At 46.4% G+C, this 15,796-nt stretch carries 16 protein-coding genes; 7 read left to right on the plus strand and 9 right to left on the minus strand.

All coding sequences use genetic code 11. The features are described from left to right. Positions 1 to 66 precede the first annotated feature (66 nt). On the minus strand, positions 67 to 366 hold the full coding sequence (locus MKY28_RS27965; RefSeq protein WP_026081419.1) for a winged helix-turn-helix transcriptional regulator: 300 nt from the start codon (positions 364 to 366) through the stop codon (positions 67 to 69). 423 nt (positions 367 to 789) lie between these two features. Here MKY28_RS27965 and MKY28_RS27970 point away from each other — a divergent pair, with 423 nt between their 5' ends. Continuing rightward, positions 790 to 1,170, plus strand: a complete 381-nt coding sequence (locus MKY28_RS27970) for a DoxX family protein (protein ID WP_051447288.1) — start codon at positions 790 to 792, stop codon at positions 1,168 to 1,170. Between the two features lie 125 nt (positions 1,171 to 1,295). Here MKY28_RS27970 and MKY28_RS27975 read toward each other — a convergent pair whose 3' ends face one another. The 5 genes from MKY28_RS27975 to MKY28_RS27995 all read right to left on the minus strand — a co-directional run bounded on the left by MKY28_RS27975 (position 1,296) and on the right by MKY28_RS27995 (position 4,708). After that, on the minus strand, positions 1,296 to 2,135 hold the full coding sequence (locus MKY28_RS27975; protein WP_340937588.1) for a DNA alkylation repair protein: 840 nt from the start codon (positions 2,133 to 2,135) through the stop codon (positions 1,296 to 1,298). A gap of 77 nt (positions 2,136 to 2,212) precedes the next feature. Then, a complete protein-coding gene (locus MKY28_RS27980; protein ID WP_036667910.1) occupies positions 2,213 to 2,908 on the minus strand; it encodes a Crp/Fnr family transcriptional regulator in 696 nt (231 codons plus the stop codon). 127 nt (positions 2,909 to 3,035) lie between these two features. Then, a complete protein-coding gene (locus MKY28_RS27985; protein ID WP_036612972.1) occupies positions 3,036 to 3,554 on the minus strand; it encodes an AbrB/MazE/SpoVT family DNA-binding domain-containing protein in 519 nt (172 codons plus the stop codon). Between the two features lie 105 nt (positions 3,555 to 3,659). After that, entirely contained in the window at positions 3,660 to 4,340 is a 681-nt protein-coding gene (locus MKY28_RS27990) for a CidB/LrgB family autolysis modulator (protein WP_076251772.1), read from the minus strand. Beyond that, entirely contained in the window at positions 4,337 to 4,708 is a 372-nt protein-coding gene (locus MKY28_RS27995; RefSeq protein WP_017691758.1) for a CidA/LrgA family protein, read from the minus strand. The genes MKY28_RS27990 and MKY28_RS27995 overlap by 4 nt, the downstream gene beginning before the upstream one ends. A 161-nt stretch (positions 4,709 to 4,869) precedes the next feature. On the opposite strand from MKY28_RS27995, the gene cidR reads away from it, so the two are divergent. From cidR to MKY28_RS28015, 4 genes are all read left to right on the plus strand, one after another. Further along, a complete protein-coding gene (cidR, locus tag MKY28_RS28000) occupies positions 4,870 to 5,754 on the plus strand; it encodes a cidABC operon transcriptional activator CidR (RefSeq protein ID WP_047840818.1) in 885 nt (294 codons plus the stop codon). Positions 5,755 to 5,866: 112 nt separating this feature from the next. After that, positions 5,867 to 6,724: a carbon-nitrogen hydrolase family protein gene (locus tag MKY28_RS28005; RefSeq protein WP_221819709.1), complete on the plus strand. Its 858-nt coding sequence runs from the start codon at positions 5,867 to 5,869 to the stop codon at positions 6,722 to 6,724. A 254-nt stretch (positions 6,725 to 6,978) separates the two neighbouring features. After that, a complete protein-coding gene (locus MKY28_RS28010; protein ID WP_338707252.1) occupies positions 6,979 to 7,653 on the plus strand; it encodes a GNAT family N-acetyltransferase in 675 nt (224 codons plus the stop codon). A 46-nt stretch (positions 7,654 to 7,699) separates the two neighbouring features. Next, positions 7,700 to 8,371, plus strand: a complete 672-nt coding sequence (locus MKY28_RS28015) for a GNAT family N-acetyltransferase (RefSeq protein WP_149846850.1) — start codon at positions 7,700 to 7,702, stop codon at positions 8,369 to 8,371. Between the two features lie 159 nt (positions 8,372 to 8,530). On the opposite strand, the gene MKY28_RS28020 is transcribed toward MKY28_RS28015, so the two are convergent. Next, positions 8,531 to 9,388: an alpha/beta fold hydrolase gene (locus MKY28_RS28020; protein WP_340937589.1), complete on the minus strand. Its 858-nt coding sequence runs from the start codon at positions 9,386 to 9,388 to the stop codon at positions 8,531 to 8,533. Between the two features lie 166 nt (positions 9,389 to 9,554). Between MKY28_RS28020 and MKY28_RS28025 the strand changes: the two genes are divergently transcribed. Further along, entirely contained in the window at positions 9,555 to 10,448 is an 894-nt protein-coding gene (locus tag MKY28_RS28025) for a LysR family transcriptional regulator (RefSeq protein WP_340938065.1), read from the plus strand. Positions 10,449 to 10,632: 184 nt separating this feature from the next. Here MKY28_RS28025 and MKY28_RS28030 read toward each other — a convergent pair whose 3' ends face one another. Beyond that, positions 10,633 to 12,615: an LTA synthase family protein gene (locus MKY28_RS28030; protein WP_340937590.1), complete on the minus strand. Its 1,983-nt coding sequence runs from the start codon at positions 12,613 to 12,615 to the stop codon at positions 10,633 to 10,635. Positions 12,616 to 12,786: 171 nt separating this feature from the next. After that, positions 12,787 to 13,284: an antibiotic biosynthesis monooxygenase family protein gene (locus MKY28_RS28035; protein ID WP_036612926.1), complete on the minus strand. Its 498-nt coding sequence runs from the start codon at positions 13,282 to 13,284 to the stop codon at positions 12,787 to 12,789. Positions 13,285 to 13,421: 137 nt separating this feature from the next. Here MKY28_RS28035 and MKY28_RS28040 point away from each other — a divergent pair, with 137 nt between their 5' ends. Further along, the gene (locus MKY28_RS28040; protein ID WP_340937591.1) at positions 13,422 to 15,734 is read left to right on the plus strand and encodes an ATP-dependent DNA helicase; all 2,313 of its coding nucleotides are present in this window, start codon (positions 13,422 to 13,424) and stop codon (positions 15,732 to 15,734) included. The last annotated feature ends 62 nt before the right edge of the window (positions 15,735 to 15,796 follow it).

Below are 15,796 nucleotides of genomic sequence, written 5' to 3' on the forward strand. Positions count from 1 at the left end.
TGATCCGCAGATCAGCCTGATTCAGGCGTATTTGTGTTGAGTAGAGATTATTAAGTAGCAATTCAACTACTCGGATTTCTGCTGTTTCAACCAGTCGGATGACCAACTGTAGATCTGATCAATGACAGGTTCAATGGCTCTGCCTTTCGGTGTCAATTCATACTCTACACGGGGAGGTATCTCGGGAAACATGTGTCGGGTTACGATACCTTCCGTCTCCATTTCCTTCAATCTCTCCGATAAAAGTCGCCCACTGATCGCCATCTCTGCTTCAAGCTCCGTAAACCGCTTGGGTCCGGACAACAGTTGGTACATGATTAACAGTACCCACTTCTTGCCTATGATGTCTATGGCTTGAGTGATCATACAGGGACTTGGTGATTTTACTTTTTTCAGCTTCAACGTGTTCACCTCGATTCATAATGATTTTCTTCAAAGTTGTATATGAAAGGACATGATTTCTGCCGCTTTAAGAATATAGGACATCCAAGTAAATGAGGGTTACTACAAAATATACTGTAACATACCTTTTGTATGTATTATACATCATACAGTGAAAAATTACTTGAAGAAATTATATTATTATTATATACTAACTTCACAAAAGTAAGTTGGTGATAAATAATACGTATAATATGAACGCGTACTATTCTGAAAATTGAACTGGGCTGAACGGTTGAAAACAGAGTGACCTTTGGGAACTTTTACATAGATTCTTTTTTTACAATGTGCAGCAAAAATAATCATTACATAGTAGGAACATATAATTTGTTATAGGAGGATCTACATATGAACAAGATTTTGGGTTACGTTTTTCTGGTTGTGTTAGCAGGTGTCTTCGTCATGACGGGGTTTAACAAGATTAGTGGGGCAGACATGATGATTCAGACATTCGAAAGTTTCTCTTATCCTACATGGACGATGTATCTGCTGGGCGCTGCGGAGTTGCTTAGTGCTGTAGGACTGCTGATTCCACGGACTCGCATCCTGGCTTCTGGCATACTGACCTTCATTCTGATTGGGGCCGTGGGAAGTCATCTGATCTATGCACAATACGCTGCTGTTCCGTTCCCGGCTGTGTTGTTGGTAGCTAACATTATTGTTTTGGTTGTGGGCATGCGCAGATTGGAAGCGGAAGAAGAAGGCCAGATGGACGCGATTCAGGCGTAAGTTAAAGATAAGAGGGAACGTAATTGGGCTGTTCAACGTGGAAAAGGTATTCCTGTCAAAAGGAATGTAAACGCGGATGCCTATGCAGAAGATGACCACTGCCAGTAAGCGGTGGTCATCTTTTTTTATGTAAGACTTCGCGTGGCACGTGTAACGATTCGCCGCGTATGTTGGGTATCCGACTGCTGCGTCCAAGTGGCACAGACCTGCCGCACCCACTCTGGATTGGTCTTGCTGGCGTCGTTCAGCCAGTTACTTACCGAATCCTGTACATACTTATGGGCATCGGATTTTACCGCGTCAAGCAAGGGAAGGGCCATGGCCGGATTTTCTTTTAACTCCTGAATATGCTTGGCCCAGACGCCACGAGGTCTGATTGATTCTATGGCAAATCGACGGATCAGTGGATCAGGGTCAACGCTCCATGGGATTAACTGCTGCAAGGCTAAGGATAATTCGGCAGAGATGGACTCCCGTACAGCCATCCAGGCGATTTCTCTTACACCAAAGTGATGATCTGCTGCAAAGGGCCGAATATGCTCCAACTTTTCAGTCAGGTTCAGACCGGAATCTAGCCCAATGATATAAGCCGCCCAGCAGCGAACACTGTCTGAACGATGCTCTGCAATGGAACAAAAGAGATTCGTTTTTTCATTGACTGATGGACGTTTCAACAGATCAAGCCATTGCATGGCTATGGCCGGGATGATTTTCATGATCCGCTGCTCATCCATCTGTGTTAACTGCTCTGTAATTGCTCTGGTTTCGGCATCCATTCCCCATTCATGGGTAACCTTCTGAAAAAGAGAAACATGATCTACAGCCAGCCATTCGGTCAGATTGACCGATTCGATATGTCCTGCTTGTAGCCAATTGCGGATATGCTCAGGAATTTCCGTTGCTTTACGGGCACCTTTGCGAAGAAAAATGTCTTCAGGGATAAATAGATCTGGTTTAGCATCCAACGGTATACTCCTCCTTGGTTGTATAACATCATGAGTTATACAGTACAACTTGCTGGAGAACAGGGATGTAAGGCATCTTACAAGTGGTCAGTGATTTTCCGGAGGTTAGCGATTTCGTCACGATGAAGGGAGACTGATTTGAATCCGGTACGAATACGGCCAGATTTTGCCAAGTCTTGCATGACAATCGTAACCGATTCCCGTGTGGCTCCTGCCATCCAGGCAATCTCCTGATGGGTAAGCCCGAGTTGAATCCGGCAGTATTCATCTTCTTCGATGCATCCCATCTGTTCAGCCAGCCGGAAGAGATTATGTATCACCTTTTCATGCAGGTTTCCGAGTGCAAGCGTCTGTGTCAACTCGCTCATTCGTTTGATCCGCTCGCTTAGTACGTTCATCAGTCTCATCATAAATTCTGGATGTTCAATCAGAAACTGTTCAAAACGTTGTTTGTTCATCAGGCAAATATCACACTCCTCCATCGTTTCGATATAAACGGCGCGTGTTCCGAGTGAGATTCCGTTCATTTCTCCAAACACGTTACCTTCCGTCAAAATATCGAGAGTGAACTGCTTGCCCTCCGGATTTAATGTATATAAACGAACCTTTCCCCGTTTTACAAAATAGAAACCTTCTGTAAACGTATCGGGTGTCTGGATCTGTCTGTTTTTAGGTATGGTCGTAATAGAAGTCATCCCATCCATTTCAATCAGGTCTGCCTCGGATAAGGAGGACATGAGGTCGAATTGTGATAAATACAGAATTTTATCCATAGAACTCCTTTCCATTACAATATGAATATAAAAAAAAGAAGAACCCACGAAAAACAACGGGTTCTCTTGCAGCGGGACTTCCTGATCGGAAGGTCTTCTGACTATAAATGATCAAATGCCATTTTGATTATAGTAACTTTTTTAATTGAGAGACGCGTCCTTGGCTGATGCCAAGCTTTTCCGCAATTTGCTGTTGAGCCAAACCGGGATTCTGTTCAACAATTTCTTTCATCTGTTGCAGCATACGTGCCGTCTTTGGCCGCAGGTCCGGGTATTCTTGGTTGTCAGCTGTGGTCCCTTCTTCCCTAGCGGGAGATGAGACTGGGGCGGATTTGGAAGCAGGACGCTCCACGGGTGCAGGAGCCTGTTTGTTCTGAGGTACGAACCAGTTGGGAGAGTCATCCGGGTGTTTTAATTGAATTGCACAAGTCCGGCAGATGAATTGTTCTTTGAAATACATTTCCGTATCTACATCACCGCAAAAAATACATAATGTTGATTTGTACTTTCTTAAAATCAACTCTTTTCCTTCAATGAAAAACTCAAGCGGATCGCCGATATGGATTTCCATCGTATCCCGCATTTCTTTGGGAAGGACAATTCGTCCAAGACGGTCCAGAGATCTCTTCATTCCGGTTCTTTTCATCGCATCTCCCCCGCAATATTCACAATTAAAAACCTGTCCTTATTGTAAGGAAGAAAGGGCTTTAATACAACAATAATATTTCAAAAAAGTGGATAATTCCATCCATTATGGGAAAATAAGTTTAGAAAGCACGGGTGCAACCGCTAAAGTGAACAATGCAGCGAGCACCATGGAGATGCTGGAGATGGTACCGGTCAGGGAACTCAGTTCAAACGCCTTGGATGTCCCTGTGCCATGGGCACCGGTTCCAAACAGTGTGCCTCGTGCAATCTCCCCATCGATGCGCAGCATTTTGACGATGGAAGGGCCCATAATTACTCCGAGCAGACCAGTCATAATAACAAAAACAGCTGTCACTGCGGGTATGCCACCGATAGTGGCGGATACGTTCATGGCAATTGGGGTGGTGATCGATCTTGGGATCAGACTATGAATGAGACCGGAATCCAGGCGCAACCATTTGGCGAGCAGGGCAGAAGAAAGTACGGCAACGACCGAACCGGTCATGACACTGAAGACAATCTCGGAAATATGTTTTTTGAGTACATGGAAAAAGGTATAGAGCGGTACGGCAAAAGCCACCGTGGCTGGTTGAAGAAGCAGACTCAGCCATTTGCCACCACTGCTATACGTGGCATAATCCGTTCCGGTTGCAAGCAATATGCCAACAACAAGAAGCGGTGTAATGAGCAACGGAGACAGATATACTTTAGGCAGATTGCGATACATTCGTTTGGTAACCCAATAGATACCGACGGTTAACAACAGGCAGAGGAATCCAATCATCCGGTGTGACGCTCCTTTCGTTTGGCGATTCGTGTAGCCACCAGGCCTGTGCAGGACATGACCAAGAAAGTACTAAGTAGTACGATGAATAAAATTTGCAATCCGTCATGCTCCAGCATGGGCATATAGTTCATAATGCCAACGGCTGACGGGATAAAAAATAACAGTAGTTCACCGAGCAACCAGGCAGCTCCAACTTCAATCCAGCGCAACTTCACGACACGAGTCTGAAGCAGAATGAATAACACAACCATACCGAGTATTGAACCTGGTACAGGAAGATGGAGAGTACGGGCCAGCAGGTCCATGAGCAGTGAAAAAACCATTAAGAGCGCAACCTGTGCAATACCAAGGCCCCATTTTTTCACTTCAATCCCTCCTTGTATAATCAACGTAATCGTTTAAGTTATTATGAAAATGAAAATGATTCATTTGATATCACAAATTTTACATGGCATTCTTTCATGAGTAAAATGCATATTAAGAATGTTTACTATTCCATTTGTCTATGAGAGGTGAGTATCAACCGATGGATATCCGCCATTTGCAATATTTTCTGGAAGTTGCCCGGCAGCAGAGCTTCACTAAAGCCGCCGAAGTCCTGTATATCACCCAGCCTACGATCAGCAAGACGGTCAAGAGTCTTGAAGAGGAATTGGGTATCACTTTACTGGACCGTTATGGGAAGAAAGTTGAACTAACCGATGCAGGTCATGTGTTTTTTCGGCAGGCACTTGAGATCGAAAAATCATTCCGCAGTCTGTCATCCGAATTGGACGATCTGATGAATTTGAAGAAAGGCCACCTGAGGATCGGTCTGCCGCCGATGGTAGGATCAAGCTTTTTCCCCATGATCATTGGTGAATTTCACAAAGCCTACCCGCAGGTGACCATTCAACTATTTGAGGATGGTGCCAAAAAAGTGGAGGCCGATGTGATCAGTGGTGCACTGGATATTGGCGTTGCCGTACTGCCAACCGTGGATGAGCTGTTGGATCATTTTGTGTTTGTGAAAGAGAAGCTGAACCTGCTTGTACACCCTTCACATCCACTTGCGGGGAAAGAGTCGGTTGCATTGCATGAACTGGAAAACGACGCCTTTGTGCTGTTTAGGGAGGATTTTGCATTGCATGACCGGATTATTGTGGCCTGTCAGCATGCTGGGTTCCAGCCCCGTGTGGTATATGAGAGCTCCCAGTGGGATCTGCTCAGCGCGATGGTTGCTGCCAATTTGGGGGTAGCTCTACTGCCGGAGACGATCTGTCGTGAGGTAGACCATATGCGCGTGCGCATTATACCCGTGGTGGAACCGGTGATTCCATGGCAGCTCGGCATGATCTGGCGGAAGGATCGTTATCTTTCATTTGCCACGAGAGAGTGGATTGGATTCACTCAGTCGATGCTGGGTGAGTAAGGGAAGCGATCGGAAGGTTGTTCTGTCATTGTAATGCTCCGTGTAAATACTCTTTTGTTGACCCCGGATCGTTGTTACAATGGAAGCATAATCATGATGGAGGTGTACGAACATGAAACTGCGGGTATCCGCTGTACAATACCAATTGCACACAATCAGCTCGTTTGAGCAGTTCGCCGCTCAGGCTGAGCATTACATACGGACAGCGAGTGAATACGGAACCGAATTTGTCCTGTTCCCGGAATTTTTCACAACGCAGTTAATGTCCATTGGGGACAAACAAGGCAATGCACTGACAATTGAGGATCTGCCAAACTTTACGGAACAATATGAACAACTGTTCACGTCACTCGCTGCCAAGTACGGCATGCACGTCATCGGGGGAACCCACGTCATTCGCCGTGAAGGGAAGTTGTATAATACAGCCCACATGTTCTACCCGGATGGTCGCATCGCGCGTCAGGACAAGATTCACATTACACCAACCGAAGTACAGGAATGGAATATGGCTCCCGGAGATGGACTTGAGGTGTTCGACACCGATAAAGGCCGTATTGCCATGCTGACCTGTTATGATATTGAATTCCCGGAAATTGTACGGATGGCGAAAGCCAAAGGCGCTGACGTGATTTTCTGTCCTTCCTGCACGGACGATCGTCATGGATTCTACCGTGTGCGTTATACGAGTCATGCCCGCGCGGTGGAGAATCAGGTGTATGTTGTGTTAACCGGAACAGTGGGTAACCTGCCGACCGTTGACTTCATGCGTGCCAACTATGGACAGGCTGCAATTATTACGCCGAATGATATCCCATTCCCGCCACGTGGCATTCTGGCCGAGGGTGAGATTAACAACGATATGATCGTGACCGCCGATCTGGATCTGGACTTGTTGTATGAGGTGCGCGAACGTGGATCGGTAACGACCTGGCGTGACCGCCGTACTGATCTATATACCGATTGGGAGTAGGCAACCTTATAGAGGTTGTTCAAAAAGCCCGCTTTTGATTACGAAGGATGCCTAGTGGCATCATCAGCATCGAATATGGAATTCAGCCGAAATGTCCGTTGCTCACGTAGTCTTCCCTACGCTCCGCTACTCCATTTCTAGCTTCATCCCATCTTCTCGGTACTGAAAACCGACCTTTTTGAACACATAATTAAAACCGAAGCGAAACAGAGTAGGGAATTCATTTTGTCAGTGGAAAGGGGTGAACCGGCAACATGTATACCAAAGAAATGCTGATTACCGACCCGGAGCGAAGTGGCAAAAGGGTAAAAGCAGTCGTTCGCAATTATGTTACTGCCGACTTTGAGGAACTCATTCGCATTCAGGCGGAGAGTTTCCCTCCTCCTTATCCGGAAGAACTGCTCTGGAGTCACGAGCAGCTCACCAGTCATGTACAGCATTACCCGGAGGGTGCCATCTGTATTGAAGTCGATGGAGAATTGGCTGGCTCAATGACCTCGCTACGGATGCAGTGGGACCCTGCACATCCAGCAAGTCATACCTGGGCCGAAGTAACGGATGACGGTTATATTCGTAACCACCAGCCGGATGGCAACACGCTGTATATTGTTGATCTCTGTGTTCGTCCAAAGTACCGCAAATGGGGACTGGCTCAGCTTATGATGCAGGCGATGTACCACCTTGTCATCGCTCAGGGGATGGATCGGTTACTTGGTGCTGGTAGAATGCCCGGTTATCATTTGGTTGCAGACCAACTGTCTGCGCAGGAATATCTGGATCAGGTAGCAGCGGGAGAGAGGCGTGACCCGGTGATATCGTTCCTGCTTCGCTGTGGCCGCATGCCTGTTGGTGTGACCGCAGACTATCTGGACGATGAGGAATCCTGCAACTATGCAGCCCTGATGGAGTGGCGGAATCCGTTCAGATAAAGAAATGTTAAATGAAATACATTATCAATCGAGGGGGTATTTATTCATGGAATTCACGCGTATTACATCCATTAAAGATCCATTGTTTGCCCAAATGCACAAGTTGATGCAGGAGATTTTCCCGCGGGAAGAAGTGCTGGACTTCTCCCTATGGGAAGAACCGCTGGAAGATCCGGGTATTCGGGTGTTCGTGGCTGTACATGAGGGACAGGTTGTTGGAGCGACGGAGTACCGTTATTACGAGGACTGGAACGTAGCCATGACGGACTTCACGATTATTGGGCGTGAAGGTCTGGGGATCGGCAGTTTCCTGGCGAATCACCGCAAGCGTGATCTGCAAAAGCTGGCTGCAGCAAACGGGAAAGAATTGTTCGGTATGTTTGCCGAAATCTACAACCCTTATCTGAGTCAGGATCACGAGTTTGGCGGCATCAAGCCGATGGACCCGTATGTGCGTCGCGAAGTTCTGTCCCATCTGGGATATCAGCGTCTGGACTTCCCATATGTTCATCCATCTTGGCAAGGTGACGGTGAAGCGGTTGGCGGCTTGGACCTGTGCTTCATGCCAGGTGATGAGTCGCTTGGTGAACTGCCAGCAAGCCTAGTGGCTGATTTCCTGAATCGATATTATGCAGTGCTTCCTAACAAACCACAAGAATGGCTTGCCATGGTAGAGCAATTGACTGCTCGCAAGTCGGTTGCGCTACTGCCGTTGTAAACAGGACGGGATAGAACATTAAATCATAGTGGCGTTGCAAGTACCTTGAAGAATGATGACAGATGCAAAAAGCCCGTAGAACAGGCCATTATTGGACCTGCTTTCTACGGGCTTTTTCTATTTAGTTCGAGGTTGAGATTGAGCCAATGTAAGTTGGTTTTAAAATATTTTCTTTAAGAAGTGGTGAATGAGCTCATGGATCTCTGTCACATGTGTTTCGAGAGCAAAATGCCCAGTATCAAGTAAATGCACTTCTGCAGATGGGATATCACGCTTATAAGCTAAAGCTCCAGCAGGAAGAAAAGCAGGATCATTTTTACCCCATACAGCTAGAAGAGGAGGTTGATAATTGCGGAAATAAGTCTGGAATTCAGGATAAAGATCCACGTTTGTTCTATAATCGAGGATTAAATCCAGTTGGATTTCTTCAGCTTCCGGGCGTGACATGTAGGCAATATCCAGTGAATATCCGTCTGGTGAAACAAGGCTAGCATCAGTTCCATGAAGATACTGAAAGTTACGGATAGTTTCGGGGGTTAAGGAATCACGACATGCTTCACGATTTTCAGGTGTTGGAGAGTGCCAATACATCTCCCAAGGTCCCCATGCGTCACTAAACCCTTCGACATATGCGTTGCCATTCTGACTAATAATGGCTTGAACTTGTTCCGGGTGAGCCACTGCCAAGCGATAACCGACAGGCGCCCCATAATCAAACACATACATTACATATTTCTTAAGAGCTAATGCTTCAGTGAAACCTTCAATAACTCGAAACAGGCTGTCAAATGTGAAGTCAAACTGACTACGGGCTGGAGTTGTTGTACGACCAAACCCAGCAAGATCAGGGGCAATGACACGGTATTGTTCTGCGAGTTTGGGAATAAGGTCGCGAAACATATGACTAGAGGATGGAAACCCGTGTAATAGTAAAATAACTTGGCCATCCTTAGGCCCGGCTTCACGATAAAAAACTTCGACATCTCCAACTTTCTGGTGCTGATAACTAATCTTCATTTTTTACATCTCCTTCTGGATTCATTAAGAAGTCCAATATTATTTCTCTTACTTACTTGTAGAACTGGTGATGACGTGTTTTTATTGTATAATTAAACTATTCATTTGAATAACGAATAGATTGAATACTAGCTATTTCAAATCAAAATACAAAAGGGTGAAAGATATGATAAATTCCTTAGAGGGTCGTTTTTTTCAGGCATTTATTGCTTTGCTTGAAGAGAAGAGTTTCAGCCGAGCTGGGGAGCGCTTAGGTTATGTCCAGTCCACAGTAACAACTCATATTCAACAGCTGGAGAAGATCTGCGGACAGAAGTTGTTTCATCGATTTCCACGAGGGGTGGAACCTACGGAAGCTGGAAAAGTATTTTCCAAATATGCTTATCAGTATGTCCACTTAAGTGAATCTCTTAAAGAAAGTATGAATGATATGAATCAGCCGTGCGGAACAATAAATATTAGACTACAGGAATCCTTTTTTCTTACACGCATGCTTCCATTTGTACAGGAATATACGAGAAACTTTCCAAGCGTAAATTTACGTGTTGAACAAGGGGCGCATCAAGATATTCTAAAAAGTGTGCTGGATTATGCCCTGGATTTTGGCATTGTTCCTCAAAACCCTGAGCGACATGACATTCTCTTTTATCCGATTATGGAAGAGACTATTGTTTTTGTTGCATCTGAGGATTTGGTTCGGAAAGTGGAAAGTGTAGGGGCGCAGATTCTAAATGACGAGGTGTTTATCAGTAACGGCACATCTTGTTTGTATCATACGACTGCTGTAGATGTTCTAAAGAATGAAGGGATTGTGGTTAAGAATGCGTTAGAGCTTTCAAGTCTTGAGATGATCAAGGAACTTGTATGCTGTGGAAAAGGTTTTGCCTTGGTCCCTAAAATAGCGATCAAAAACGAACTAAAGATGGGTAGATTAAAAATTCTTCCTTTTACTTCTAAAATAAGCTTTACGCATGGTCTGATTGTTCACAAAAATCGAGAGCGTAGTTTTACTGCTGAAAGTTTCCAATCGGAACTACTGAAATATTTTAAAGAATATTGATCCATCAGCTCTTGTAGCCTTCTGAAATGGAAAAAGGTTGAATGCCGATTGTGTGTAATTCAAATAACGCACATGTTCATCCTCGTAAGATGGATCATGTGCGTTATAGATGTGTAATCTTGAAGAAACTTCAGTACTTGGTGATTCACTATGAAGCTCTTTTTAGAATATTAAAAAAATAAAATCAGTTCGCGTCCTTTCGATCCGGGAGCTGGCTCAAATAACTGTTGGACAAGTGTGCAAGATCCAATGCTCGATCATATTGTTCCTTGGTTATAAACCGCGAAGGAGACACCTCACTGTTATTGGGTGTGGCGATAGTTGGAGATTCCTCTTCTCCTGAATTCTTCGGCATCTCTTCCGAAGGAACACCCGTCTGCTGTTGCTCGGCATCTTGTCTGCCCGCATCAGCTAGGGAATAATGCGTTCCGTCCCCGTATTCTTTCGCCGGTATGAAGAGAGAAGCATCGTTTAGCACGGAACCGGAAGGAAGATAATATCGTTCGGGTAGGAGATTTCCACCTTCATGCAACAAATCCTGTCCGAAGTGTAATTGGTCCTTCAGCGATACTCCGGTGAGTCCCGCAATCGTTGGCAGAATGTCCACCTGGCCTCCGATCTGCTCCAGCTGTACACCCGGAGTAACGCCCGGGGCCGAGATAACGAGTGGAATATTAATCATATCTGCTGATGTGTATTCCCGACCATACAACTCTTTCATAAGGACTTTGTCATCCCGATCCAGTGAGTAGATGGGAAGTCCCAGGTGATCCCCGTACAAGACAAACAAGCTATTTTCCCATAATCCCCGTTCTTTCAATCCAGCAATCAACTGTCCAACCGCCTCATCCGCATAATGCTGTGATATCAGATAATTACCGGGCAACGTATCCTTGTAACGCTCTGGCAGCGTCAGCTTCACCTTGTTTTTAGGCAAAGTGTACGGGTGGTGGGCTGACATGGAGATGATATGGGCATAGAAGGGATCGCCCGAAGACTGCATGGATTCCAGCTTATCCAGTGTTTTGGAATACAGTACTTCATCCGAGGCCGAAAAGGCGATAGAGTCCTGTGTGCCGAAATAATTAATATCATAATACCGGTCGTATCCAAGTGCCTTGTATAACTGATCCCGATTCCAGAAACGAACATCATTTGTATGGAATGTGGCTGTCTGATATCCGTTTGCTGACATCAACTTGGGTAGACTCGGCAGAGCTTTATCCGCATATACAGTTGTTGCTGCCCCTTTCGGCGGGGTGTAGAACGATGTGTTCACAACAAATTCTGCATCCGATGTATTTCCCTGTCCCACTTGCTGATAAAAGTTCGGAAAATACAGGCTCTGTCTAGCCAATTGATTCAGATTAGGCGTAATTTCCTGTCCATCTACCTCTAATCCAATCAGAAAGTTCTGGAACGATTCCAACTGGAGCATAATCACATTGCGTCCGCTCGCGGCACCCTGCTCCACAATTGCAGGAAGTTCGGTCGTTTGTTTCAGCTGGTCGATGTCAGTCTGATCAATGTGAGCGATGGGCACAGGTTTATCAGGTCGATCCAGGATGGTATACGCCTCGTAACCGAGGATGCCCATCTGTTCTGCTTGTGTAAGCTCACTCATGCTGGCCCGATTGGGATAGATGTTGAGCATGCACAGGATCATGGACAGGGTCAGAATGACCGAGGCAACCCGTCTTCTGGCACGTCGTTCAAGTGGAATACGGTTCGGGCGTTCTGTACTCCCGAGCTTGATCCGACGACGAATGAGTATCCCCCCGATAATCAGAACGTCTGCAAAAATAAACAAATAATAGGGGTCAAGCAAAGAGAACATGCTACTCTTGACCGAGGTCACCTGATTCACTTGTGCCAACGCATGATAGTTAACGATTACGCCATAGTATTTGTAGTACATGATGGCTGCAAAGAAAATCCCTGAGAGCAGCAAATTCATGGCAAGGTATATCCACATTCGCCGCTTGGCAGCAAACCACTCGATTAGACAGAAGCCGATCCAGATGAGCGGCAATTCGGTCAGCAGTGGTTTCCAGACAGGGATGTCATCAAAGATAACAATCCAGGCCAGTGAACTTTTGATCATCATGATAATGGTAAAGAATATAAACGGTCCGCTTAGAAATCGGGTGAGTGAACTGCGTGACAAGGTACCGCCTTCCCTTCCGAAGTTTCATTTAACAAGTATTATCCTATCTGAGCATGGCTGTGTCAAAAATGAGAGCCTTCTACAATTGAAGGCAAAAAACCTCTTCCATGCAGGAAGAGGTTTGAAAAAACATGGGCTACTGCGATAAAAGATAGATGCGACCCAATTTCGTTATTCTATAGTGTACGTTGTGACGTAAGAAGGTCTGGGGAACATGGTGGGCTTCTGTGCGGTCAGCCCTTCGCTTGTACTGCGGTTACGGTGAGCGTGACTATATGCTTGGGATTCCTGCCAGCCTTTGAAATGTTCCTCCGACTGCCAGAGTGTAAGTACGACATATGTGTCATCCTTCAGAGGACGAAGCACACGAATACCGACAAAGCCAGGCTCGTCTTCTACCTTGCGGGCACGGTTCTTAAACCGTTCTTCGAAATCGTTACGACCATCCTCTGTGACAGGGATATTGTTGAGAACAGCGTAACCTCCGCCAGTCCATGAGCCTGCTGCATCGAAAGCTTCATATGCGGCTACCTTATCATCAGACTCAATATTCATCAGGCGTTCTGCGGATTCAATAGCCAGACGCACGTGCTCTTCGCTTCGCAAAGTCAGATGCGGGTATGCAGCAAGTGCATCCGGAATCGGTGAAGGAACCAAATAGATATACATAGAAGCTGCCTCCTTATTAAGTACATTCTATCTCAACATAGCATATGGGATTGTGCGAGTCCAATCGGCGGATCAACTGGTTTGAGTACGTCTTTTCATGATAAAGTATAGTCACTACAAACAGAACGGGTGATCGTATGACAACAACAATTCGGATATCGGTTAGACCTTTGGTGGAGTATGTGTACCGCAGCGGCAGCATACGTCCAGGGTTCCGTACCAATGCCTCGATGCAGGAGGGAACTCGAATTCATCAGCGGGTACAGAAGGAGTACACGGAAGAGGATTTAAAAGAGATTGTGCTCGAAGCTGAGATTCAACATGGGGATCTGACCTATGTGGTGGAGGGACGATGTGATGGCCTGATCCGGTTGGAGGGTCAGTTGACGGTGGATGAGATCAAATCAACTGCGGGCAATCTGGATGATCTGGGAGAAGGTCTTCCCGTACACTGGGCGCAGGCGATGATGTATGCCTATATGTACGCCGTTCAGCAAGACGAACCACGTATGCAAGTTCAGTTGACGTATGTGCATTCGGTTACCCATGAAGAAAGACGGTTTCGCCGAATGGCAGAACGACAGGAACTGGAGCAGTTTGCGGCAGAAGTGATTGCCGGTTATGCGCCATATGCAGAGATGATCGCTGCATATGAAGAAAAGCGTGATATCAGTGTGAAAGAGCTGCCGTTTCCTTTTCGCAAATACAGGGAGGGACAGCGAAAGCTGGCAGGAGCCGTTTACAAAACAATCCGTGAGGGTCAGGGATTGATGGCCAAAGCACCAACAGGCATTGGTAAAACGATGTCCGTACTGTTCCCCACGGTCAAAGCGATTGGCGAAGGCGAAGCAAGCCGATTGTTCTATCTGACCGCGAGGACGACGACACGGGTGGCGGCAGAAGAAGCTTTTGCCCGGATGCAATCGGAAGGATTGAAGATGCATGTGATCAGTCTGACCGCGAAGGACAAGATTTGTTTTAAGGAAGAAGAAGCTTGTGATACGGGGCAATGCGGCATGTGTGAAGGGTATTATGACCGTATTAACGGTGCTGTGCTGGACATGCTGGAACATGAGACGTTGATGACACGTCCGGTCATCGAGCAGTATGCGCGCAAACATCGGGTGTGTCCGTTTGAGTTTTCACTGGATGCGGCATATGCAGCCGATGCGGTGATCTGCGATTATAACTATATTTTCGATCCACGGATCTCTCTGAAAAGAATGTTGGAGGAGCAGAAACGCAAGACGGTGTTACTGGTGGACGAGGCTCATAATCTGGTCGATCGTGGCCGAATGATGTTTTCCGCTGAGCTGGAGAAGGCAGTATTTCTGGATGTGAAAAGAGAGTTCCAGTCGCTGGCCAGCAGTGTACCTGCTGCCAAAGCTATTGTTGACTACACCGGGGCCATTGATAAGTATCTGATTACCCTTCGGAAAAACGGTGGAGAAGAAGGAAAGATCATCCAGCAGGAAGCACCGGAGGAACTGATTGAACGACTTGAGCCTTTTGTCATGGTTGCGGAGCAATGTCTTGTTGAAGGTGGTTCGGGGAATGCCGAGACGGATCAGTTGTTGTTGGATGCCTACTTCACGGCACAGAATTTCCTGCGCATTGCCAAGCTGTATGATGAACGTTTTATTACGTATGCAGAGTGTGTTCGAAGTGAAGTGAGAGTGAAGTTATTTTGTCTCGATCCTTCGGTACTGCTTCGTCAGACGGCCAAAGGATTCCGCTCCCTCATTCATTTTTCGGCCACATTGTCACCCCTTCGCTATTATCGGGATATGCTGGGTGCAGAGGAAGAGGATTATACATTGCAGATTCCATCACCATTTCAGCGTGAACAATTGGATGTGAGACTCCTGCCCTTATCCGTGCGTTATAAGGACAGGGAACAGTCTCGGCGCCCCATTGCGGAGATGCTGCAACAGCTGGTAAGTGAATGGCCGCGCAGCAATCTGATGGTCTTCTTCCCTTCCTATCCTTATATGCGCGAGATATATGAAACCTATGCACAACTTCCGAATGAAGCGGATACGGTCATACAAAAGCAAGGCATGAACGAACTGGAACGGGAGCAGTTTTTGGATGGATTTCAGCCGAATCCTGAACGAACACGCTTGGTGTTTGCCGTCATGGGTGGCGTATTCTCGGAGGGTGTCGATCTGCCGGGAGACCGCTTGAATGGCGTCGTTGTGGTAGGCGCGGGGCTGCCGCAGATTGGTCTGGAGAACAACGTATTACGTGATTACTATGATCGGACAGGACGCAACGGATTCAATTATGCCTATATTTTCCCCGGTATGAACAAGGTGCTGCAGGCAGGAGGAAGGCTGATTCGGACAGAGGAAGACAGGGGCGTGTTGGTGCTGGTCGACGATCGTTTTATCCAGGAACCGTATCGTTCCCTGCTGCCCGAGGAGTGGCAGGATTATAAGCGAATTTGATGAAAGAACTATGAATGAAATGATGCATGTATATAAGTTGAACTAATCATTTACACGATAAC

Origin of the sequence: Paenibacillus sp. FSL R5-0473 (assembly GCF_038004565.1) — a bacterium.
Classification (GTDB): domain Bacteria; phylum Bacillota; class Bacilli; order Paenibacillales; family Paenibacillaceae; genus Paenibacillus; species Paenibacillus amylolyticus.